This window comes from Dyella sp. KRB-257 (genome assembly GCF_049445995.1).
In the GTDB taxonomy this organism is placed as follows: Bacteria; Pseudomonadota; Gammaproteobacteria; order Xanthomonadales; family Rhodanobacteraceae; genus Dyella_A.
Genome location: NZ_JBMSDZ010000001.1, coordinates 58,110 through 78,669 on the forward strand (window position 1 = coordinate 58,110; position 20,560 = coordinate 78,669).

16 protein-coding genes, 1 tRNA gene and 1 riboswitch are annotated in these 20,560 nt (G+C 68.4%); of the genes, 6 read left to right on the forward strand and 11 right to left on the reverse strand.

Going from position 1 to position 20,560, the window contains the following annotated elements; translation table 11 throughout:
* The first annotated feature begins 267 nt into the window (after positions 1-267).
* Positions 268-3,318 (forward strand): Rne/Rng family ribonuclease, encoded by a 3,051-nt coding sequence (locus ACO2Q2_RS00305; RefSeq protein ID WP_423253780.1) that lies wholly within the window; start codon positions 268-270, stop codon positions 3,316-3,318.
* 243 nt (positions 3,319-3,561) lie between these two features.
* Here ACO2Q2_RS00305 and ACO2Q2_RS00310 read toward each other — a convergent pair whose 3' ends face one another.
* The gene (locus tag ACO2Q2_RS00310) at positions 3,562-4,218 is read right to left on the reverse strand and encodes a response regulator (protein WP_423253781.1); all 657 of its coding nucleotides are present in this window, start codon (positions 4,216-4,218) and stop codon (positions 3,562-3,564) included.
* A gap of 321 nt (positions 4,219-4,539) precedes the next feature.
* Positions 4,540-4,743 (reverse strand): hypothetical protein, encoded by a 204-nt coding sequence (locus ACO2Q2_RS00315; RefSeq protein ID WP_423253782.1) that lies wholly within the window; start codon positions 4,741-4,743, stop codon positions 4,540-4,542.
* Positions 4,744-4,874: 131 nt separating this feature from the next.
* On the opposite strand from ACO2Q2_RS00315, the gene ACO2Q2_RS00320 reads away from it, so the two are divergent.
* Both ACO2Q2_RS00320 and ACO2Q2_RS00325 read left to right on the forward strand, forming a co-directional pair.
* Positions 4,875-5,570 carry a peptidylprolyl isomerase gene (locus ACO2Q2_RS00320; protein ID WP_423253783.1) on the forward strand — a complete coding sequence of 232 codons (696 nt, stop codon included), beginning with the start codon at positions 4,875-4,877 and terminating at the stop codon, positions 5,568-5,570.
* A gap of 4 nt (positions 5,571-5,574) precedes the next feature.
* Positions 5,575-6,303, forward strand: a complete 729-nt coding sequence (locus tag ACO2Q2_RS00325) for a UDP-2,3-diacylglucosamine diphosphatase (RefSeq protein WP_423253784.1) — start codon at positions 5,575-5,577, stop codon at positions 6,301-6,303.
* A gap of 90 nt (positions 6,304-6,393) precedes the next feature.
* Here ACO2Q2_RS00325 and ACO2Q2_RS00330 read toward each other — a convergent pair.
* The 6 genes from ACO2Q2_RS00330 to ACO2Q2_RS00355 form a co-directional block, all read right to left on the reverse strand.
* A tRNA-Ser gene (locus ACO2Q2_RS00330) sits at positions 6,394-6,486 on the reverse strand.
* 70 nt (positions 6,487-6,556) lie between these two features.
* Positions 6,557-6,763, reverse strand: coding sequence for a carbon storage regulator CsrA (gene csrA / locus ACO2Q2_RS00335; RefSeq protein ID WP_423253785.1), 207 nt, complete (start codon positions 6,761-6,763; stop codon positions 6,557-6,559).
* Between the two features lie 257 nt (positions 6,764-7,020).
* Positions 7,021-9,657: an alanine--tRNA ligase gene (gene alaS, locus ACO2Q2_RS00340; protein ID WP_423253786.1), complete on the reverse strand. Its 2,637-nt coding sequence runs from the start codon at positions 9,655-9,657 to the stop codon at positions 7,021-7,023.
* Between the two features lie 83 nt (positions 9,658-9,740).
* Positions 9,741-10,226, reverse strand: a complete 486-nt coding sequence (locus tag ACO2Q2_RS00345) for a regulatory protein RecX (protein WP_423253787.1) — start codon at positions 10,224-10,226, stop codon at positions 9,741-9,743.
* Positions 10,227-10,260: 34 nt separating this feature from the next.
* Positions 10,261-11,298: a recombinase RecA gene (recA, locus tag ACO2Q2_RS00350; protein ID WP_423253788.1), complete on the reverse strand. Its 1,038-nt coding sequence runs from the start codon at positions 11,296-11,298 to the stop codon at positions 10,261-10,263.
* 166 nt (positions 11,299-11,464) lie between these two features.
* A complete protein-coding gene (locus ACO2Q2_RS00355; RefSeq protein WP_423253789.1) occupies positions 11,465-11,974 on the reverse strand; it encodes a CinA family protein in 510 nt (169 codons plus the stop codon).
* A gap of 93 nt (positions 11,975-12,067) precedes the next feature.
* On the opposite strand from ACO2Q2_RS00355, the gene mutS reads away from it, so the two are divergent.
* Positions 12,068-14,641 (forward strand): DNA mismatch repair protein MutS, encoded by a 2,574-nt coding sequence (gene mutS, locus ACO2Q2_RS00360; RefSeq protein WP_423253790.1) that lies wholly within the window; start codon positions 12,068-12,070, stop codon positions 14,639-14,641.
* Positions 14,642-14,834: 193 nt separating this feature from the next.
* Here the strand turns inward: mutS and ACO2Q2_RS00365 are convergent, their stop codons facing one another.
* The 3 genes from ACO2Q2_RS00365 to ACO2Q2_RS00375 all read right to left on the reverse strand — a co-directional run bounded on the left by ACO2Q2_RS00365 (position 14,835) and on the right by ACO2Q2_RS00375 (position 16,899).
* Positions 14,835-15,491 (reverse strand): response regulator, encoded by a 657-nt coding sequence (locus tag ACO2Q2_RS00365; RefSeq protein ID WP_423253791.1) that lies wholly within the window; start codon positions 15,489-15,491, stop codon positions 14,835-14,837.
* A gap of 97 nt (positions 15,492-15,588) precedes the next feature.
* A complete protein-coding gene (locus tag ACO2Q2_RS00370; RefSeq protein WP_423253792.1) occupies positions 15,589-15,993 on the reverse strand; it encodes an RNA-binding S4 domain-containing protein in 405 nt (134 codons plus the stop codon).
* Positions 15,994-15,996: 3 nt separating this feature from the next.
* Positions 15,997-16,899, reverse strand: coding sequence for an AEC family transporter (locus ACO2Q2_RS00375; RefSeq protein WP_423253793.1), 903 nt, complete (start codon positions 16,897-16,899; stop codon positions 15,997-15,999).
* A 129-nt stretch (positions 16,900-17,028) separates the two neighbouring features.
* Here ACO2Q2_RS00375 and ACO2Q2_RS00380 point away from each other — a divergent pair, with 129 nt between their 5' ends.
* Positions 17,029-18,162, forward strand: coding sequence for a phosphotransferase enzyme family protein (locus tag ACO2Q2_RS00380; protein WP_423253794.1), 1,134 nt, complete (start codon positions 17,029-17,031; stop codon positions 18,160-18,162).
* Positions 18,163-18,193: 31 nt separating this feature from the next.
* Positions 18,194-18,291: riboswitch (TPP riboswitch) on the forward strand.
* Between the two features lie 62 nt (positions 18,292-18,353).
* A complete protein-coding gene (locus tag ACO2Q2_RS00385; protein ID WP_423253795.1) occupies positions 18,354-20,558 on the forward strand; it encodes a TonB-dependent siderophore receptor in 2,205 nt (734 codons plus the stop codon).
* The last annotated feature ends 2 nt before the right edge of the window (positions 20,559-20,560 follow it).

The following is a 20,560-nucleotide window of genomic DNA, read 5'->3' on the forward strand; positions in this document are numbered from 1 at the left end:
TCCGTCACGTCGGCGAGGATTGCGCCGGCCGCCTTCCCCGGGCAGCCGGTCGCTGCTCCCTTTCATCGTAACGGTTCGGATTGCGGTTTGTCCGATCGGCTCACCCCGTATTGGCGTTCCGCGGCGTAGTGACCAGGAATCATCGCCGGCACCCGGAACGGTGCCGTACTTTTGCCGCTTGACCGCAGCGGCGCGATCCCCGGCAGGCCGCCCCCAGTGGCGCCACCGAGGCACGCGACGCGCGGCAAGTTCAAGGAAAACAACACAATGAAACGCATGTTGATCAACGCAACTCAGCGTGAAGAGTTGCGCGTGGCCATCGTCGATGGCCAGACTCTGTACGACCTCGACATCGAGATCCCCTCCCGCGAACAGAAGAAGGCCAACATCTACAAGGGCCGCATCACTCGCGTCGAAGCCTCCCTCGAAGCCTGCTTCATCGATTACGGCGCCGAACGCCACGGCTTCCTGCCGCTCAAGGAAATCGCCCGCGAATACTTCACCCCGGGCCTGGACCCGAACAAGGCGAACATCCGCGAACTGCTGAAGGAAGGCCAGGAACTGGTCGTCCAGGTGGAGAAGGAAGAGCGCGGCAACAAGGGCGCGGCGCTGACCACCTTCATCAGCCTGGCCGGCCGCTACATGGTGCTGATGCCGAACAACCCGAAGGCCGGCGGCGTCTCCCGCCGGATCGAGGGCGAGGACCGGCAGGCGCTGAAGGAGGCGCTGGAGCACCTCAAGGTGCCCGACGACGTCGGCCTGATCGTGCGCACCGCCGGCATGGGTCGCGACGCCGAAGAGCTGCAGTGGGACCTGGACTACCTGCTCACGCTGTGGCGCTCGATTTCCGAGGCGGCCAGCAAGCAGAAGGCGCCGTTCCTGATCTACCAGGAATCGAAGCTGTTCATCCGCGCCCTGCGCGACTACCTGCGCAACGACATCGGCGAGATCCTGATCGACGAGGAATCGCTGTACAACGACGCGCGCGAGTTCATGCAGCAGGTGATGCCCAACGCCCTGCGCAAGCTCAAGCTGTACAAGGACGATACCCCGCTGTTTTCGCGCTACCAGATCGAGACGCAGATCGAGAGCGTGTTCGATCGCCAGGTGCGCCTGCCGTCAGGCGGCTCGATCGTGGTCGACCAGACCGAGGCGCTGACCGCGATCGACATCAACTCGGCCAAGGCGACCAAGGGCGGCGACATCGAGGAAACCGCGTTCAACACGAACTGCGAGGCTGCGGTGGAAATCGCCCGCCAGCTGCGCATCCGTGACGCCGGCGGCCTGATCGTCATCGACTTCATCGACATGGACAGCCCACGCCACCAGCGCGAAGTGGAAGAGAAGCTCAAGGACGCGCTCAAGCTCGATCGCGCCCGCGTGCAGATCGGCCGCATCTCGCGCTTCGGCCTGCTGGAAATGTCGCGCCAGCGCCTGCGTCCGTCGCTGGGCGAGGCCACCCAGGTGGTCTGTCCGCGCTGCGAGGGCCATGGCTACATCCGCGGCATCGAATCGCTGTCGCTGTCGACCCTGCGCCTGATCGAAGAGCATGCGATGAAGGACAACACCGGCCAGGTGCTGGTGCAGGCGCCGCCGGAAGTGGCCAACTTCATGCTCAACGAGAAGCGCGCCAGCGTGGTCGAGATCGAGCTGCGCAACAAGGTCCACGTCGTCATCGTGGCCGATGACAAGCTGGAAACGCCGCACATCCAGATCCAGCGGATCAAGGAAGCGGAGATGGGCGAGCACAGCAAGCCCAGCTACGAGCGCCTGACCACCGTCGAGGCCGCGCCGATTCCCAAGATGGGCCAGGCGCTGGGCAGCAGCGAGCAGCCTGCCGTCAGCGGGGTGGTGCCGTCCTCGCCCGCGCCCGTGCGCGAAGAGTCGGCGGCGCCGTCTCCGCCGGCGGTGCCGCCGCGCCGGGCGCCCGCGCCCGCAGCGGCCGCGCCGGCGCCGGATACCGGCGGCCTGCTGTCCCGGCTGCTGGGCTGGTTCCGCGGACCGGAGCGGGCACCGAAGTCCTCGACTTCGGTGCCGGGCGAGGCCACGAATCGCCGACAGGGCACGCGTCGCGACGAACGCGGCCGTCCGGGCTCGTCCCAGGCGGCGCCCTCCGGCAACCGTGGCAACCAGGGCAGCACCCGCCGCGAACCAGGTCCCTCCAACAACGCCAACCGCGGCAGTTCCAACGGACCCGGCAAGGGCAACCGCCAACGTGGCGAGCAGCCGCAAGGCAGCCAGGTGCGCCAGGCGCAGGCCAGCACCACACTTCGCCAGGAACCGCGACCACCACGTGCCCCGCAGCCTGCGCCGCACGCCGAGGACAGGCCCGCCAGGAGCGATGCCCCCGGCGCTGCGCCTGCCTCTGCGCGTCCCGAGCGCCGGCCGCAGGCATCACGCCCGGCGACCGGTGCCGAGCCGGCAAGCGACGAGGTCAAGATCGCGTCGGTCGATTCGGCAGGTATCGCCAACGCACCGGTAGTCTCCCGCCCGGACAGCGCCGGCGATGGCGATGGCGATACCGAAAGCAACGGCGCACGTCGCCGCCGCGGCCGTCGTGGCGGCCGCCGCCGCCGCCGTCAGGACGACAACGCGACTCCGGCTTCGGCCGAAGCCTCGCAGCAGGCCAGGATGCTGGACGACGAGGATCGCGACGATGCCGTAGCCAGCGCGGCCGATCCTTCAGCGGCACCGGCAACATCCCCATCGGCCCATGTCGACCGGGCAACCGGCCCGCAGCGCGCGGCGCCAGTGGCAACCGGCGTCGCCTCGCCAGTGACGGACGGCGCCACGGTGCCGGGTCATGCCCGTGCTCCGCAAGCCGAACAATCTCCGGTCCTGCCGCCCCCTGCCACTTTCCTGCCAACCACCCCGCCATCGCCTGCGCCGGCAACCGGGTCCGGGACACAGGTCAGCACGTCCTCCGCAACATCGTTCAATCTGCCCACACTGCCCCCGATTCCGGAGCAGGTGACTGATGCAGCGGAGCAACCGCCGCACACCCCGGTGATTGACGGTCGCGTGGCGGAAGCGGAGATCCCGGCGAGCCCCGTCGCTCCAACGCCGCCGGCACCGCTGGCGCCGGCGGCGGTGACGGTGACGACCGGGCAAGCGGAGCCGGCTGAGCCGGCTGCGGCGGTCGCGCCGCCGCAGCCGGTGGTTACGCCTGCGGTGTCGGAGCCGGTACAGCCCAGGCCTTCGCCGGCCCAAGGGGATCTGCTGGCCGCCGCTGCGCACACCGCGGGCATGGAGCCGCTCGAACGCGCGCCGGACGAAGCCGAGGAGAGACGCAACCGGGACAATCCATCGGCCGGCTGAGCCTCCGCCCACGCACAAAAAAACCGGACGAAAGCCCGGTTTTTTTGTGCCTGCAGCAAGCCTCAGAGGCTGAGAAAAATTCGACCGCCGTAGCGAGAGCGCCGCCAAGCGTTCGTGACAAGGTGCGTTGGGCGCAAATCCGGGGAGTTTGGTGAACCAAATGACCCGGATTTGCGCCCAGCGCGCCGCCGGCACGGGCGTTTGGCGACGGTCGCAGTAGGCGGGCGATTTTTTCTCAGCCTCTCAGACGTTGGCGTGCTGCTGGTTGGCCATGTCGATCAAGCCGTGCGTGGCCATCAGATGCGACAGGCTGATCACGTGGTCGACGTTGAGTTTTTCCATCAAGCGCTGCTTGTACGTGGAAACCGTCTTTGGACTGAGATTGAGTTGTTCGCCGATGAGCGTCAGTGGCTTGCCCCGGACCAGCATCATGGCCACCTCCAGTTCCCGACTGGACAGCGCATCAAACGGCGATTCGGTACCATCCAGGGTGGCCAGCGCCAGCTGCTGGGCCACGGCAGGCGCAAGGTAACGTCGCCCGATGGCCACTTGCCGCACCGCCGCGAGCAGTTCTTCCGCCGAACATCCCTTGGTCAGGTAGCCCAGCGCTCCGGCGTCCAGCAGGCGCTTGGGAAAGCGGGCGTCGTCCACCACCGTCACGATCACGATGCGGGTATGCAACTTGGACCGGACCACGCGTTCGGTGAGTTCGATGCCGCTCATGCCGGGCATGTGCACATCCACGAGGGCAATGTCCGGGGCCAGCGTGCGAATCAGGCGCAAGCCCTCCTCTGCCGTGCCCACCTCGCCGCGAATGCGTATATCCGGCTGTTGCTGCAGGATCATTCTGAAACCGGTACGCACCAGTTCGTGATCGTCCACCAAGACAATATTGATCACTTCATACCCTCCTTGGGTGATGACGGCAGCAACGCCCGCGGCGCCTGCCCATGATAGGCGCGTTCGCGCCCGCTGACAGCCTGGACCCGGCAGCCCGGGCTCTTCCCTTACCCGGCAGCCCGGGCTCTTCCCTTGCATGTCGAAGACGGCAGGCCTGCTTCCCACACCCCCTGCGGCCGGACCTGCCACGGCCAGCTTGCCATGACCGCAGCCAGGTCGCCGTCAGAACATGCCTACACACAGTGTGCGCGCAGGTCGGACTTGCACACCGGTTTTGCGCCGTGGGCCGGCAGAAAATGCAGACCGTGGCCGGGCAGCGGCTCAATCGTCGGCAAGCGGGTCCAGCCCCTGGCGTCTGGCCATTTCGTCGCCGCGACGGGTTCGTGCGTCGGAGCACCAGGACACGAGATCATTCCGAATCACGCCTGTCGCTTGCGATACAGGAAAATCCTTGCGAGCCCCCAGCATCCCTGCAAACAACCGCAGTCCGCGTCGCAACGCGAAGTGCGCATTCATCGTTTGCATGTGGCATCTCCACAGCTGCCCCTGCGCAGCCGCGGACAGGTTAGCAAATCCTTCACGCCGGCTGCACGCCGCGCTGCACCGGGCCATCCCGGCCGCGTATCATGAGGAAATCCCCTGCACGCACGAGTCCCATGTTCAAAACCTGCCTGCTGTCCCTGCTGATGATCGTTCCCGCTGCGCTGAACGCCCAGGGTGCGCCGAAGAATCCTCCCGCTGCGCCAGCACCGGCGCCACAGGTCGTCCTGCACACCACCCAGGGCGACATCACGCTGGAGCTTTATCCGGACAAATCGCCCAAGAGCGTGGCGAATTTCCTGCAGTACGTGCGCGACGGTTTCTATGCCGGCACGGTTTTTCACCGCGTGATTCCGGGCTATCTCGTTCAGGGCGGCCTCTATACGCGGGACCTGCAACCACGGCGCACCCGGCCCGCCATCGCCAGCGAGGCGGACAACGGCCTGTCCAATGTACGTGGCACGGTAGCGGTTGCCCGCGGCGCGGATCCGAATTCGGGCACGTCGCAGTTCTTCTTCAATCTCGTGGACAATCGCCGGCTGGATTTCGTGGGCAGCCAGAGCGGACTGACCTGGGGTTATGCCGTCTTTGGCAAAGTGGTCAAAGGCATGGACGTCGTGGACAAGATCGCTGCCCTGCCAACGCGTGCACTTGGCCCGTTCGCCGGTGATGTTCCCAACCCCATCGTGGTGATCACCGGCGCCGAGGTTGTGGGCGAGCCCTCGCCCGCTGTCGTGGACAGCAAGATCCCATCCGCAGCCACCGGCGCGAAGGCCAAGCCGGCCGAGGCCAAGTCCGGCGGCAAGCACTGACGCGATGGCAACTGTGCTCATTTCGGACCTGCACCTGGACGACAGCCGGCCGCACATCACCACACTCTTCGAACGGTTGCTCGCTGGCCGGGAAGTGCGCTCGGCACAGGCGCTCTACATTCTTGGCGATCTCGTGGAAGCCTGGATCGGCGATGATGACGATGCGCACTTGCCCGCGCGCATCGCGGCCGCCACACGCGCGGTGAGCGACGCCGGTGTCCGGGTGTATTTCATGGCGGGCAACCGCGACTTCCTGCTCGGCGAGTCGTTCGCACGCCGCGCCGGCCTGACCCTGCTCGACGACGGCACGGTGCATGACATCGAAGGGCGCCGCACGCTGCTGATGCACGGCGACGTGCTGTGCACCGATGACAGTGCGTACCAGGCCGTCCGCAGGCAGGTGCGTCAATCGCAGTGGCAGGCGCAGATTCTGGGCATGCCGCTCGATGCCCGTCGCGCTTTTTCCGCCAAGGCCCGCGAAGACAGCCGCGCGCATACAGGCAGTAGCGGGGAAGCCATCATGGACGTCAATGCCGACGCCGTCGCCGAAGCCATGCGCAACGCCGGCGTCACCCGGTTGATTCATGGTCACACGCATCGTCCGGCCATCCATCGCTTCGATCTGGACGGCCAACCGGCCGAGCGCATCGTGCTGGGCGACTGGTATGCGCAGGGTTCGCTGCTGCGCGTGACGCGCCAGGCCATCGAGCTGTCAGGCCTGCCCATCTCCTGAGCGAAATACGCGCTGCGACAGTTGTGTTGCGCGATCCGGAACGGCATTCCAGAAACGCAAAACGCCCCGCGAAGGGGCGTTTTGCGTTTCTGGCGGAGAGAGAGGGATTCGAACCCTCGATAAGGCTTTTGACCCTATACTCCCTTAGCAGGGGAGCCCCTTCGGCCTCTCGGGCATCTCTCCGTATTTGTCCGCATTGCTGCGGAGCCGGCAAGCATACCGACCGACGTGGTCGAGGTAAAGCCTCGAGTTCCTACTCGGCGGTATTCTCGCCCGAACCCAGGTTGCCGGACTCGTTCTCGCCCTTGATCCGCTGGTAGATTTCTTCGCGATGCACCGAGACGTTCTTGGGCGCATTGATGCCAATACGCACCTGGTTGCCCTTGACGCCGAGAACGGTGACGGTCACCTCGTCACCGATCATCAGGGTTTCACCGACCCGACGGGTCAGAATCAACATGATTTGCTACTCCATAGAATGGTGTGGTTACAGGCCATCTGGCTGACGAGACCTCACCCCTGAGTCCGCCAACAGTTCGACGACAGTTTCCGTCGAAGGCCTTTCCGCCTTCCCCGGCTTCAGCCAAGGCGAACAACGTGCCCCGGCAGGCAGCACCATCGCAACGAGTGGCACTGGCAATCCGTTGATACTAGCCGAGCGTCGCCGAACCGCGCAATCGGCCTTTGATTGAAAGCGCGGCCGTTCAGCGAGAGGCCTCAACTGGCCAGACGCTCACCGACCCATGCCGGCAAGGCATTCAACAGGCCGGGCAACTGCGGCGCATCTTGACCGCCGCCCTGCGCCATGTCCGGCCGCCCACCGCCCTTGCCGTCGATCTGGGCCGCGACATAGGCCACCACGTCGCCAGCCTTGATGCGACCCAGCGCCTTGCCGTGCACGCCGGCCACCAGCGAGGCGCGACCGTCCGCCGTACCGGCCAGCAGCACCACGCAGTCGCCCAGCTGCTGTTTGAGCTGGTCGATGCTGTCGCGCAGGGCCTTGGCATCGAGCCCTTCCAGCCGCGCGGCGACCACCTTGATGCCGTCGACCACCTGCGCCGAACTGGCCAGGTCGACCGTAGCCGAACCCGCCGCCTTGGCGCGCAGGGACTCCAGTTCGCGCTCGAGCTTCTTCTGCCGGTCGAACAACTGGCGCAGCTTGTCGACCACCTCGTCGCCATGGCCCGAGAGCAGCTGCGCCAGTTCGCCCAGTCGACGCTCCTCGTCTGCCACGTAGGCCAGCGCACCGGCGCCGGTGACCGCCTCGATACGACGCACCCCGGAAGACACGCCGGACTCGCTGACGATCTTGAACAGGCCGATGTCACCGGTGCGGCCCACGTGCGTGCCGCCACACAGCTCGGTGGAGAATTCACCCATCTTGAGCACGCGCACTTCGTCGCCGTATTTCTCGCCGAACAGCGCCATGGCACCGAAGGCGATCGCCTCGTCGTAGGCCATGTTGTGGACTTCGGCCGGTGCATTGCGGCGCACCTGGGCATTCACCAGCGTTTCGACCTCGGCCAGCTCCTCGCGGCTCATCGGCTTGAAATGGGCAAAGTCGAAGCGCAGGCGCTCCGGTGCCACCAGCGAGCCCTTCTGCATCACGTGGTCCCCAAGCACCCTGCGCAACGCCGCGTGCAGCAGGTGGGTGGCCGAATGGTTCAGCACGACCGCTTGCCGGCGTGCCTCGTCCACCTGTGCGGTCACGACATCGCCACGGCGCAGCGGCTGGGCCCCGCGCCAGGTGCCGGCATGACCGAAGAACACGCCGCCCATCTTGAGCGTGTCGGAGACCTCGAAGCGACCGGCCGCCGCAGCCAGCACACCGGTATCGCCCACCTGGCCGCCGGACTCGGCGTAGAACGGCGTGCGGTCGAGAATGACCAGCCCGTCCTCGCCCTCGGCCAGCCGATCGAACTGCTTGCCGCCACGCACGATGCCGACCACCGTCGCGCCCTCGATCCGAAGCGCGTCGTAACCGAGAAACGCCGTGGGCTGCAGTTGGCTGGCGAGATCGGCCGGCATCAGGCCCCTGGCTTCGAACCTGCCGGCGGCGCGGGCGCGCTCGCGCTGCTCGTTCATGGCCTGCTCGAAGCCGGCCATGTCGACTTCCATGCCGCGTTCGCGCGCGATGTCGGCGGTGAGGTCGACCGGGAAGCCGTAGGTGTCGTACAGGCGAAAAGCGTCGACGCCGGGAATCGTCTTCCCGGATTTGCCGGCCACCTCGTCGAACACGCGCATGCCGTGCTCCAGCGTCTCGCCGAAGCGCTGCTCCTCGGTGCGCAGCGCGTCCTCGATGAACGCCTGCTTCGACGCCAGTTCGGGATAGGCCTCGCCCATCTCGGCCACCAGCGGCGCCACCATCTTCCAGAAGAAATCGCCGCGCACGCCCAGCATCCAGCCGTGGCGCAGGGCCCGACGGATGATCCGGCGCAGCACGTAGCCGCGGCCCTCGTTGGACGGCAGCACGCCGTCGACGATCAGGAACGCGCAGGCGCGGATGTGGTCGGCGATCACCCGCAGCGACTTGTTGGCGAGATCCGCCGTGCCGGTGCACTCCCCGGCCTTGCGGATCAGGCGCTCGAACAGGTCGATCTCGTAGTTCGAATGCACGTGCTGCAGCACGGCGGCGAGGCGCTCCAGGCCCATGCCGGTATCCACGCACGGTGCCGGCAGCGGGCTCAGCGTGCCGTCCGGCGCGCGGTCGAACTGCATGAACACCAGGTTCCAGATCTCGATGTAGCGGTCGCCGTCCTCGTCCGGCGAACCGGGCGGGCCGCCGGCCACGTCCGGGCCGTGGTCGTAGAAAATCTCGGTGCACGGACCGCAGGGACCGGTGTCGGCCATCTGCCAGAAGTTGTCCGAGGCGAACGGCGCGCCCTTGTTGTCGCCGACGCGCACGATGCGCTCGGCCGGCACGCCGACCTCCTTGTTCCAGATGCCGAAGGCCTCGTCATCGGTGTGGTAGACGGTGACCCACAGCTTGTCCGCCGGCAGCCTGAGGACGTCGGTGAGCAGCTCCCACGCCCACACGATCGCCTCGCGCTTGAAGTAGTCGCCGAACGACCAGTTGCCCAGCATTTCGAAGAACGTGTGATGGCGCGCGGTGTAGCCCACGGCGTCCAGGTCGTTGTGCTTGCCGCCGGCGCGCAGGCAGCGCTGCACGTCGGCCGCACGTGCGTACGGCAGCTTCTCGCTGCCCAGGAACACGTTCTTGAACGGCACCATGCCCGAGTTGGTGAACAGCAGCGTCGGGTCGCTGGACGGCACCAGCGAGGCGGACGGCACGATCGCGTGGTCCTTGGCGCGGAAGAATTCGAGGAAGGCGGTACGGATCTCGGCGGTTTTCATGCGGGCTTCTGGCGATGGGGCCATCGAAAAATCCGATGGCTGAAACAAGGCCACGCCGCGGCGACGCCGCGTCAACCAATGCCTCAGTCGTCGCCGGCGTCATCCACTTCGGCGTGGGTAACATTCCGTACTGTGGCGGCGGAAAAGCCGCGACGCAAGAGGAACTGCGCCCGCTTGGCGCGTTCGGCATGGTCGGCGGCAGGCTTGCTGCCATAGCGCTTGCGCAGCTGACCGGCGGCGCTGGCCAGCCAGTCGGTGTCGGCCTCCTCCAGCAGCTGGCGGATGGTGGCGTCGTCCACGCCGTGGGTCTTCAGTTCCATGCGGATGCGCACCGGGCCGTAGCCCTGGCCGGCGCGATTGCGCACCAGCATGCCGGCGAAGCGCTCATCGTCCTGGTAGCGCTGCTCGCCCAGGCGGTCGAGTGCGGCGGTGGCCTCGTCCGGCTCGTAGCCGCCCTGCCCCAGCTTGCGCTTCAGCTCGCGCCGGGACTGCTCCCGACGCGCCAGCAGGCCCAGCGCCTTGTCATAGGCGCTGGGCCTGGGGCGATCGTTGTCGTTGCGCCGCTTCATCCGTGCCGGAACGCGGGGCGCGGATCGGCCCGCATCAGGCGTCGGCGTCGACCGCCTCTTCGGCGGCGGCCGGGGCGGCCTTGCCACTGACCAGCAGACGGGCGCGCAACTGCTGGTCGATCTCGTTGGCAATGGCCGGGTTGTCGCGCAGGAACTGGCGCACGTTCTCCTTGCCCTGGCCGATGCGCTCGCCGTTGTAGCTGTACCAGGCACCGGACTTGTCGATCAGGTTCTCGCGCACGCCCAGCTCAATGATCTCGCCCTCGCGCGAGGTGCCCTCGCCGTAGAGGATCTCGAACTCGGCCTGGCGGAACGGCGGCGCGACCTTGTTCTTGACCACCTTGACGCGGGTCTCCGAGCCGATCACCTCGTCGCCCTTCTTGACGGCGCCGATGCGGCGGATGTCCAGCCGCACCGAGGCGTAGAACTTCAGCGCGTTGCCGCCGGTGGTGGTCTCGGGGCTGCCGAACATCACGCCGATCTTCATGCGGATCTGGTTGATGAAGATCACCAGCGTGCCGGATTTCTTGATGTTGGCGGTGAGCTTGCGCAGCGCCTGGCTCATCAGGCGGGCGTGCAGGCCGACGTGGGAGTCGCCCATCTCGCCCTCGATTTCCGCCTTGGGCGTGAGCGCGGCGACCGAGTCGACCACCACCACGTCCACCGCGTTGGAGCGCACCAGCATGTCGGCGATTTCCAGCGCCTGCTCGCCGGTGTCCGGCTGCGAGATCAGCAGATCGTCCAGGTTCACGCCGAGCTTCTCGGCGTAGGTCGGGTCGAGCGCGTGCTCGGCGTCGACGAAGGCGGCGGTGCCGCCGTTCTTCTGGCAGTTGGCGATCACCTGCAGGGTCAGCGTGGTCTTGCCCGAGGATTCCGGACCGTAGATCTCGACCACCCGGCCGCGCGGCAGGCCGCCGATGCCCAGCGCGATGTCCAGGCCGAGCGAGCCGGTGGAGACCGTCTCGATGGCCTCGTTCACGCGGTCGCCCAGGCGCATCACGGCGCCCTTGCCGAACTGCTTTTCGATCTGGCCGAGGGCCGAGGCGAGCGCCTTGCGCTTGTTGTCATCCATCGTGGGAGTCCTGCGGTAGCGGTAAGAGGAGGAGGCTGGAACGACAGCCCACATGATGCCCCGGGGCAATCTCATGGGCTGCGATAAACCGGACAGGGAGTATCCCATACCGGTCAAGCCGATCCCGCGGGCGCGACCGCCCGTCCGGCGGCCGGCCCGCGCCGGCTCAGTCCGTCAGCTCCCTGCCCAGGCCGTCGAGGGCTGCGGCCACGGTCTGACGGCGGATCGCATCGCGATCGCCCTGGAAATGGAACAGCCGCGCGTGGGCGTAACCGCCGCGGCGCTTCCAGCCGATCCACACGGTGCCGACCGGCTTCTCGTCGGTGCCTCCCGACGGCCCGGCGATGCCGGTCACCGCCACCGCGGCGCCCGCACCGAAGCGCGCCAGCGCGCCGGAGACCATCTCCAGCACGGTTTCCTCGCTCACCGCACCGGCGCGTTCGAGCGTGCGCGGATTGACGCCCAGCAGCGCCTCCTTCGCCTCGTAGCTGTAGGTGACCACGCCGGCGTCGAACCAGGCCGAGCTGCCGGGCAGATCGGTCAGCACCTTGGCGATGAAGCCGCCGGTGCATGATTCGGCCGTCACCAACATCAGTTTGCGCTCACGCATGAGTGCGGCAACGTCCTCGCCGAGCTGGCGCAGTTGCGCATCGGTAGGAACGGACGACGACTCCATGCGAGACTCCCGGGCTTGAACGAAGCGCCGCTTCCGGCGCGAAGCCTCCCGTTCTACCCGTTCCGCGCGACCGAGCCAAGACCCGCCCCACGCATGAGCCAAGACGATCTCTCCCAGCACACGCCGCTGATGCGCCAGTACCTCTCGGCGAAGGCGGCGCACCCCGACGTGCTGCTGTTCTTCCGCATGGGCGACTTCTACGAACTGTTCTACGACGACGCCCGCAAGGCCGCACGACTGCTGGACATCACGCTGACCCAGCGCGGCGCCTCGGCCGGTGCGCCGATCCCGATGGCCGGCGTGCCCTACCACGCGGTGGAGAACTACCTGGCTCGGCTGGTGAAGCTGGGCGAGTCGGTGGCGATCTGCGAGCAGATCGGCGATCCGGCGCTGGCCAAGGGCATCGTCGAGCGCAAGGTGGTGCGCATCGTCACTCCAGGCACGGTGACCGACGCCGCGCTGCTGGAAGAGCGCCGCGACAACCTGCTGCTGGCGATCGCCGCCGGGCCGGGTGGCGCCTACGGGCTGGCCTGGGTCGATCTGTCCAGCGGCCGCTTCCTGCTCAGCGAAGTGCCCACCGCCGAAGCGCTGGCCGCGGAACTGGCGCGCCTGCAGCCGGCCGAAACCCTGATCGACGAGAACGTCGCCTGGCCGAAGCTGGTCAGCGCCCTGCCCGGCCTGCGCAAGCGTCCGCCGTGGCACTTCGACAGCGATGCGGCACGACGCGAACTGAACCGCTTCTTCGGCACCCGCGACCTCGGCGGTTTCGGCGTCGACAAGCTGCCACTGGCGGTGGCCGCGGCCGGCTGCCTGCTCGGTTACGTCGAGGAAACCCAGAAGAGCGCGCTGCCGCACCTCACCGGCATGGCGGTGGAAAGCGCCAGCGAGACCATCGCGCTGGACGCCGCCACCCGCCGCAATCTGGAGCTGGACACCCACCCCAGCGGCCGCACCGAACACACCCTGCTCGGCGTGCTCGACGAGACGGTCACGCCGATGGGTGCGCGAGCACTGCGCCGCTGGCTGAACCGGCCGCTGCGCTCGCGCACCGTGCTGCGCCAGCGCCATCAGGCGCTCGGCCTGCTGATCGACAGCCGGCGCCACCTGAGCCTGCGCGAGACGCTGCGCGGCATCGGCGACCTGGAACGCATCCTGGCCCGCGTCGCGCTGCGCTCGGCGCGGCCGCGCGACCTCTCCACCCTGCGCGACGGCCTCGCCGCCGCGCCCGAGCTGCGCGGCCAGATCGCCGCGCTGGACAGCCCGCTGCTGCACGCGCTGGTCGAGCGCATCGGCGACCACGCCGACACCGCCGCCTGGCTGGCCCGCGCCGTGGTGGCGCAGCCGCCCGCGCTGCAGCGCGACGGCGGCGTCATCGCCGACGGCTACGACGCCGAGCTGGACGAACTGCGCCGCCTGTCCACCCACGCCGACCAATACCTGGTCGAGCTGGAAGAGCGCGAAAAAGCCGCCAGCGGCATCGCCACGCTCAAGGTCGGCTACAACCGCGTGCACGGCTACTACATCGAGATCAGCAAGGGGCAGTCGAACAAGGCGCCCACCCACTACACGCGCCGCCAGACCACCAAGAACGCCGAGCGCTACATCACCGAGGAACTGAAAACCTTCGAGGACAAGGTGCTTTCGGCCAGGGAGCGTTCGCTGATGCGCGAGCGCGCGCTGTACGAGGAGCTGCTCGACCAGCTCATCGAAAAGCTCGAACCGCTGAAGGCCGCCGCCGCGGCGATCGCCGAACTGGACGTACTGGCCACCCTGGCCGAGCGTGCCGAGACGCTGGACTGGGCCGCACCCGTCCTCAGCGACGAGCCCGGCATCGCGATCGAGCGCGGCCGCCACCCGGTGGTGGAGAAGGTGCGCGACGAGCCGTTCGAGCCGAACGACCTGAAGCTCGATGACAGCCGCCGCATGCTGGTGATCACCGGCCCGAACATGGGCGGTAAATCGACCTACATGCGCCAGAACGCGCTGATCGTGCTGCTCGCCCACATCGGCAGCCACGTACCGGCCAGCGCGGCGACGATCGGTCCGATCGACCGCATCTTCACCCGCATCGGCGCCGGCGACGATCTCTCGCGCGGCCAGTCCACCTTCATGGTGGAAATGAGCGAGACGGCCAACATCCTGCACAACGCCACCGAGCACAGCCTGGTGCTGATGGACGAGGTGGGCCGCGGCACCAGCACCTACGACGGCCTCGCGCTGGCACGCGCCTGCGCCGTGCACCTGGCCACCCACTGCCGCGCCTGGACGCTGTTCGCCACGCACTATTTCGAGTTGACGGAGCTGGCCGGCGAATACCCCGGCATCGCCAACGTGCACCTGGACGCGGTCGAGTACGGCGACCAACTGGTGTTCATGCACGCGGTGAAGGACGGCCCCGCCAACCGCAGCTTCGGCCTGCAGGTGGCCGCGCTGGCGGGCCTGCCCAGGGCGGTGATCGCCGACGCACGGCACACCCTCGCCCGGCTGGAAAAAGGCGCGCATCCTGGCGGTTCCGCACCGCATCATGACGAGGCCTCGCCGCAGCTGGGGCTGTTCGCCCCACCGGCACCCTCGGCGCTGGAGCAGCGGCTGGCCGACATCGATCCCGACGCCCTCTCCCCCCGCGAGGCGCTGCAAGAGCTCTACCGGCTCAAGGCGCTGGGCTGACGGCGACAGTCGCTTCCATCACGCGTCGGGACGAACCTGCGCGTATCGATTGGGCCGCCGGCATCGTCGGTCGCTGCGGATGCAGCATAGTGTGCAGCTATCGTTCGAATCGGAACAAACGAATTCCATCGCACCATGGGCGTCTACCGCTCATCCATGCCTTCCTCGTTTTGTAGTCCGCCGCGGTAGCGACTCAGTACGGCTTGTCGTGCTCGATGGGCGCTGCCACATGCACCACATCGTCGTGCGGCTCGATCAGCGGACCGATGACGGTGGGCGTCACCATGTGCGGGGCGTCGGCATCAGGCAGCGCCACGTCGGGAATCGCATCGTGCGCGTCGACCTGCTCGCTGGACAGATCCTGCGGCGGATCGAGGATCGGGTCGCGCGCGGCCAGCCGCCCCGCTTCCACCAGCTGCTGGATGCGGGTGAACACCTCGGCGCGGCCGAACGGCTTCTTCATGAAGTCATCGGCGCCGAAGCGCTGCACGTAGAACTGCTCGGTGGCCTGCAGGTTGCCGCTGATCATCACGATGGGAATGCCCTGGGTGTCCGGCTCGCGGCGCAGCGCGCGCAGCACGGCGAAGCCGTTCATGCCGGGCATCACGATATCCAGGAAGATCAGGCCGGGCTTCTCGCTGCGCGCCATCGCCAGCGCGGATTCGCCGTCGCCCGCCGCAGACACCTCGTAGCCGTCCTGACTGAGCATCTTGCCGAGCACGGCGCGGATGGTGGGCGAGTCGTCCACTACCAGCATGTGCATCCCGCGCGCGGCCTGGATGCGCGGCAGATGCTGCCGACGCTCGTTGCCGCTGCCCAGAAAACGCTTGAACAGATCGAATCCGGACATGAGCCTTCCCCCGTGTTACCCCGCTCCTAGTCTCGGTGCAGGCGCGCCGCAGCGCAATCGCACATGCCTGTCGCGACTGCGGGGTGTGCGGCGGCGCTCAGACTCCCCCGTGGCCGCCGTGGTCCTTGAACCGGCGCAGCGCGGCACGATCGTGCTTGCCCGGGCGTCCCGCCGGCCGCACCGGCGCACCGGCCAGGCGACGCTGCTCGCGCGCCGCCTCGCGTGCGGTCCGGCTGGCCTCGCTCTCGCGATGCAGCGCCTGTGCCACGGGCGCCGGGCCGCGCTGTTCGGACAGTCCCAGCAGCTCGACTTCCACCGTCTCCCCGCCGCGGCGCACGATCAGTCGATCGCCCACGCGCACCGGGCGCGCGGCCTTGCACGCACCGCCGTTGAGCTGCACCTTGCCGCTGCCGATCGCCTGTTTGGCGAGGCCGCGCGTCTTGAAGAAGCGCGCGGCCCACAGCCACACGTCCACGCGTACCTCGGTCAGTTCCAGCGCCATCGCTCAGCTGCCCATCAACGCATTGGCCATCGGCACCGTGGCCAGCGACAGCACGATGCCGGCGCCCAGCACCGTGTTGGCCAGGCGCGGTTCCAGTTCGTACTGGTCGGCCAGGATCGCCGCCGAGACCATCGGCGCCATCGCCGCCTGCAGCACGCCCACCGACAGCGTCAGGCCGTCCACCCTGAACACCCACCCCAGCGCCCAGCCGGCCAGCGGCGCCAGCAGCAGCTTCCAGCCGAGGCCGGCCGACAGCGCGCCGAGCTGATCGCGCTCCAGATGCAGCTTGAACTGCAGGCCCACCGAGAACAGCGCCAGCGGCGTCAGCGTCTGCCCCAGCTGCAGGAACAGATGGTCGAGTGCTTCCGGCCAGCCGCCGGCCATGCCCACCGCGATGCCGATCAGCAGCGCGATGAAGGCAGGGAACGTGGCGATGCGCCGCACCACCAGCACCGCGCTGGGCTGGCGCCCGGAATACAGCGACGCCACCACGATGCCGCCAGCAGCCAGCAGCGGAAAACAGCCCAACTGGTCGGCCACCACCGCCAGCGCCAGCCCGGGCTTGCCGTGCATGGCCTGCACCATCGGGTAGCCCATGAACGAGGTGTTGCCCAGCCCGCACACCAGCGTCAGCGCGCCGATGCGCGCACGCGGCCAGTGCAAGACACGACCGAGCAGCGCAAACAGCAGCCACGCGCCGAAGAACGTCACCCACATCGTGGCCACGGGAAACCAGATGTGCCGGTTGAAATGCACGCGCGGAATCATCGCCAGCACCAGCGCCGGCAGCGCAATATTGAGCACCCACCAGTTGAGCCCCTGCACGATGCCCGCCGGCGGACGCGCGAAACGCGCCACCAGCGCCCCCAGCACCAGGCAGACAAACAGCAGCAGCAACGCACTCATCGAGGGCAACACACGGCAGCGGGCGGAGCACCATTAGACGCGATGCAGCATGACCGCGGAAGGCCAGAGTCGGGCGCGCGGCGCGCCATCGACGATAATCGTGCGCCTGTGTTCCGGCGCGACCCGATGATGACCGACTCCCCCCACCGCGTGCACGGCCTGGCCGGCGACGAGATCGCGCCGGACTGGCCCGCCCTCACCGGCGACGAGGTGCACGCACTGCTGGACGCGATGCCGCAACTGGTGCCGCCGCGGCGGATCGTCTGGCACAGCCCGCGGCCGCTGTCGGCCGCCTGCCTGGTACAGACCGGTGGCGGCACGGTGTTCGTGAAGCGCCACCACCGCAGCGTGCGCAGCGCCGCCACGCTGCGCGAAGAGCACGACTTCATCGCCCATCTGCGTCGCGCCGGCATGCCGCTGGCGCGACTGCTTGCCGACGCGCACGGCGACACCGCCCACGCGCACGGCGACTGGGTGTACGAAGTGCACGAGCAGGCGGACGGCATCGACCTGTATCGCGAAACCATCTCCTGGTCGCCGCCGACACGACCGGCGCACGCCTTCGCTGCCGGCCAGATGCTTGCGTGCCTGCATCGCGCGGCGCAAGGCCATGTGGCCGAACAGCGCAGCACCCACGTGCTGGTGGCACGCAGCGAGCTGGCCACCGCCGCCGATCCCGCGCAGGCCCTCGCCGCGCAGCTCCACGAACGCCCGGGACTCGCCGACTACCTGCGCGGACGCGACTGGCGCCGCGACCTCGCTGCGCTGTTCGCGCCGTGGCGGCACGCCCAACCCGCGCTGGCCCGGCAGCCGCGGCTGTGGACCCACGGCGACTGGCACGTCTCCAACCTGTGCTGGAGCGGCGCGGGCGACGACGCCACGATCACCACCGTGCTCGATCTCGGGCTGGCCGCCGCCAACTTCGCACTGTTCGACCTGGCCACGGCGATCGAGCGCAACGCGATCGCTTGGCTGGAGCTCGACAGCGGCAACGATGCCGTGCATGCCGATATCGCGCTCGCGCTGATCGCCGGCTATCGGCGGCGGCGTCCGCTGGATCGTTCGGACGTCCATCTGCTGGCCGAGCTGCTGCCCGTGGTGCACGTCGATTTCGCACTGTCGGAAGTGGAGTACTTCCATGCGGCCACCAAAAACCGGCGCGCCGCGGATGTCGCCTACGACACCTTCCTGCGCGGCCATGCCGCCTGGTTTTCCACGCCGCCCGGGCAGGCCCTGCTGGACGCGATTCGCGCTGCGGCCTGACGCACCGACCGCGTTTCGTGGTTCAATGTGCGCCTTGAAGCGGGGGTGCCCGGCGAAACGCCGGGCTGAGAGAGTCCCTTGGAACCTGATCCGGCCAGTACCGGCGTAGGGAGCTTGCAGCACCTTGGCGCACGTCCGTGCGTCGTGCGCGCGCCGTCGCTTCGTCCTGCCCTCTTGAGACGACGACGACCATGAATCCCCTGCACCGCCATCCCCTTGCCGCCGCGCTCGTTTCCACGCTGGCGCTGGCCACTGTTGCGCCGTCGCACGCTGCCGGCGAAACCACACACGACAAGACCCAGGCCAGGCGCCTGGGCGCCGTGCAGGTCACCGCGACCACCGACAAGGGCTACCGCGCGGAGAGCTCGCAGGTGGACACCTTCGGCAGCTTCGGCGCCGCGCCGCTGCACGACACGCCGGCCGCCGTCACCGTGATCACCCGCGACCAGATCGACGACCGCCAGCCGCGCACGCTCAGCGAACTGGCCCGCGCCGATGCCGCGGTGGGCGACAACTACGCGCCGGTGGGCTACTACCAGGATCTGGCCATCCGCGGCTTCGTGCTGGATCTGGCCACCGCCTACCGCCTCAACGACATGACCATCAACGGCGAACAGCTCACCCCACTGGAGGACAAGCAGCGGGTGGAGATCCTCAAGGGCCTGGGCGGCCTGGAGGCCGGCATCGTGGCGCCGGGCGGTCTGGTGAACTACGTCAGCAAGCGCCCGGCCAACGTGCGCACCGCCACGCTGGGCACCGACTCGCACGGCTCGCGCTACGCCGCGGTGGATATCGGCGGCTGGCTCACCCCCACCTTCGGCGTGCGCGTGAACGCCGCGCACGAGGACATGCACTCCTACGTGCGGCACACGCCCGGCCGACGCAGCTTCTTCTCGCTGGCCGCCGACTGGAAGATCAGCACCCGCGCCACGCTGGAGCTGGACAGCAACTATCAGACCAGCGGCCAGCGCTCGGTGTCCGGCTATCAGCTGCTCGGCGGCACCACGATCCCGGCGCACCCCAGCAACACGCGCCTGCTCGGCTACGAGCCGTGGCAGCAGCCGGTGGGCATCCATTCCAGCAACACCACCGCGCGCTTCAACTACCGCTTCGGCGAACAGTGGAGCGCACAGCTCTCGGCCGGCCACAGCCACACGGTGATCGACGACAACGTCGCCTTCGCCTACGGCTGCTTCTATGCGCCACAGTGCGCCACCGGCCAGTACCCCGGCCAGTTCTTCGCGCCCAACGGCGACTACGACATCTACGACTTCCGCAGCCCCGGCGACACCCGCCAGAACGACGAAGTGCGCGCGGTGCTAAAGGGCGGCTTCGACACCGGCCGCCTCAGTCACGAGGTGAGCCTGGGCGCCAGCGCGTTCCGCCGCACGCTGGACCAGCGCCCCTACGTGTACGACTACGTGGGCACCGGCAACATCGATCAGCTCGACCCGCCCTACTTCGCGCCCTCGCCGAACCGGCCCGGTCCCTCGGCACGCACCTTCACCAGCTGGCAGCGCGCGCTGTTCGCGCTGGACCGCGTGCACTTCGGTGCGCAGTGGCAGCTGTTGGCCGGTGCCCGCTTCGTGCGACTGGACGAGCGCGCCTACGACGGCAGCGGCCTGGTGCTCCAACGCCACACCCGTCTGGGCAAGACCCTGCCGCAGGCCGCCGTGCTGTGGCAGCCGACCGCCCCGCTCACCGTCTACGCCAGCTACAGCGAGAACCTGTCGCTGGGCGCCGAGGCGCCGTACTGGACCACCAACGGCGGCGCGATCCTCGCGCCGGTGCATGCGCGCCAGGTCGAGGCCGGCGTGAAGTACGAATGGAGCGGCGCGCTGAGCCTGCAGGGCGCGCTGTACCGCATCCGCCAGCCCTACCAGTACGCGCAGCCGGACGGCTCGGTCTACGGCTTCACCTTCGTGCAGCGCGGCCAGCAGGTGCATGCCGGACTGGAGCTCAACGCCGCCGGACGGGTGAGCGACCGCCTGCGCCTCACCGCCAGCGTCAACCTGATCCAGGCCCGCGCGCGGCACACCGGCACGCCGGCCTATGAAGGCCACCAGATCATCAACGTGCCGCGCCTGCGTTCGGCCGTCTATCTGGATTACCGCCTGCCGGTGGCGGCCAATATCGGCCTGCTCGGCGGCTGGCGCTACGCCAGCGCCAACCCGGCCACGCCGGACGGTCGCGCCCGCGTGCCGGCCTACCACGTGTTCGACGCCGGCCTGCGCTACACCACCGACTGGAGCGGTCACCCGATGACCTGGCACCTGAGCGTGGACAACGTGTTCAACCGCTTCTACTGGCGCGACACCGGCGGTGCCTACGGCGATACGTACCTGTTCCCGGGGGCGCCGCGACTGGCGCGGCTGTCGGTGACGGTCGGGTTCTGAGC

What these genes read in the sequence shown, in the direction of transcription:
- ACO2Q2_RS00375 (WP_423253793.1), bottom strand. Translation starts at nt 16,899, where the DNA reads ATGAGTGCGTTGCTGCTGCTGTTTGTCTGCCTGGTGCTGGGGGCGCTG.
- ACO2Q2_RS00365 (WP_423253791.1), bottom strand. Translation starts at nt 15,491, where the DNA reads ATGTCCGGATTCGATCTGTTCAAGCGTTTTCTGGGCAGCGGCAACGAG.
- ACO2Q2_RS00380 (WP_423253794.1), top strand. Translation starts at nt 17,029, where the DNA reads ATGACCGACTCCCCCCACCGCGTGCACGGCCTGGCCGGCGACGAGATC.
- ACO2Q2_RS00355 (WP_423253789.1), bottom strand. Translation starts at nt 11,974, where the DNA reads ATGGAGTCGTCGTCCGTTCCTACCGATGCGCAACTGCGCCAGCTCGGC.
- recA (WP_423253788.1), bottom strand. Translation starts at nt 11,298, where the DNA reads ATGGATGACAACAAGCGCAAGGCGCTCGCCTCGGCCCTCGGCCAGATC.
- mutS (WP_423253790.1), top strand. Translation starts at nt 12,068, where the DNA reads ATGAGCCAAGACGATCTCTCCCAGCACACGCCGCTGATGCGCCAGTAC.
- ACO2Q2_RS00385 (WP_423253795.1), top strand. Translation starts at nt 18,354, where the DNA reads ATGAATCCCCTGCACCGCCATCCCCTTGCCGCCGCGCTCGTTTCCACG.
- ACO2Q2_RS00345 (WP_423253787.1), bottom strand. Translation starts at nt 10,226, where the DNA reads ATGAAGCGGCGCAACGACAACGATCGCCCCAGGCCCAGCGCCTATGAC.
- ACO2Q2_RS00315 (WP_423253782.1), bottom strand. Translation starts at nt 4,743, where the DNA reads ATGCAAACGATGAATGCGCACTTCGCGTTGCGACGCGGACTGCGGTTG.
- ACO2Q2_RS00325 (WP_423253784.1), top strand. Translation starts at nt 5,575, where the DNA reads ATGGCAACTGTGCTCATTTCGGACCTGCACCTGGACGACAGCCGGCCG.
- alaS (WP_423253786.1), bottom strand. Translation starts at nt 9,657, where the DNA reads ATGAAAACCGCCGAGATCCGTACCGCCTTCCTCGAATTCTTCCGCGCC.
- ACO2Q2_RS00320 (WP_423253783.1), top strand. Translation starts at nt 4,875, where the DNA reads ATGTTCAAAACCTGCCTGCTGTCCCTGCTGATGATCGTTCCCGCTGCG.
- ACO2Q2_RS00305 (WP_423253780.1), top strand. Translation starts at nt 268, where the DNA reads ATGAAACGCATGTTGATCAACGCAACTCAGCGTGAAGAGTTGCGCGTG.
- csrA (WP_423253785.1), bottom strand. Translation starts at nt 6,763, where the DNA reads ATGTTGATTCTGACCCGTCGGGTCGGTGAAACCCTGATGATCGGTGAC.
- ACO2Q2_RS00370 (WP_423253792.1), bottom strand. Translation starts at nt 15,993, where the DNA reads ATGGCGCTGGAACTGACCGAGGTACGCGTGGACGTGTGGCTGTGGGCC.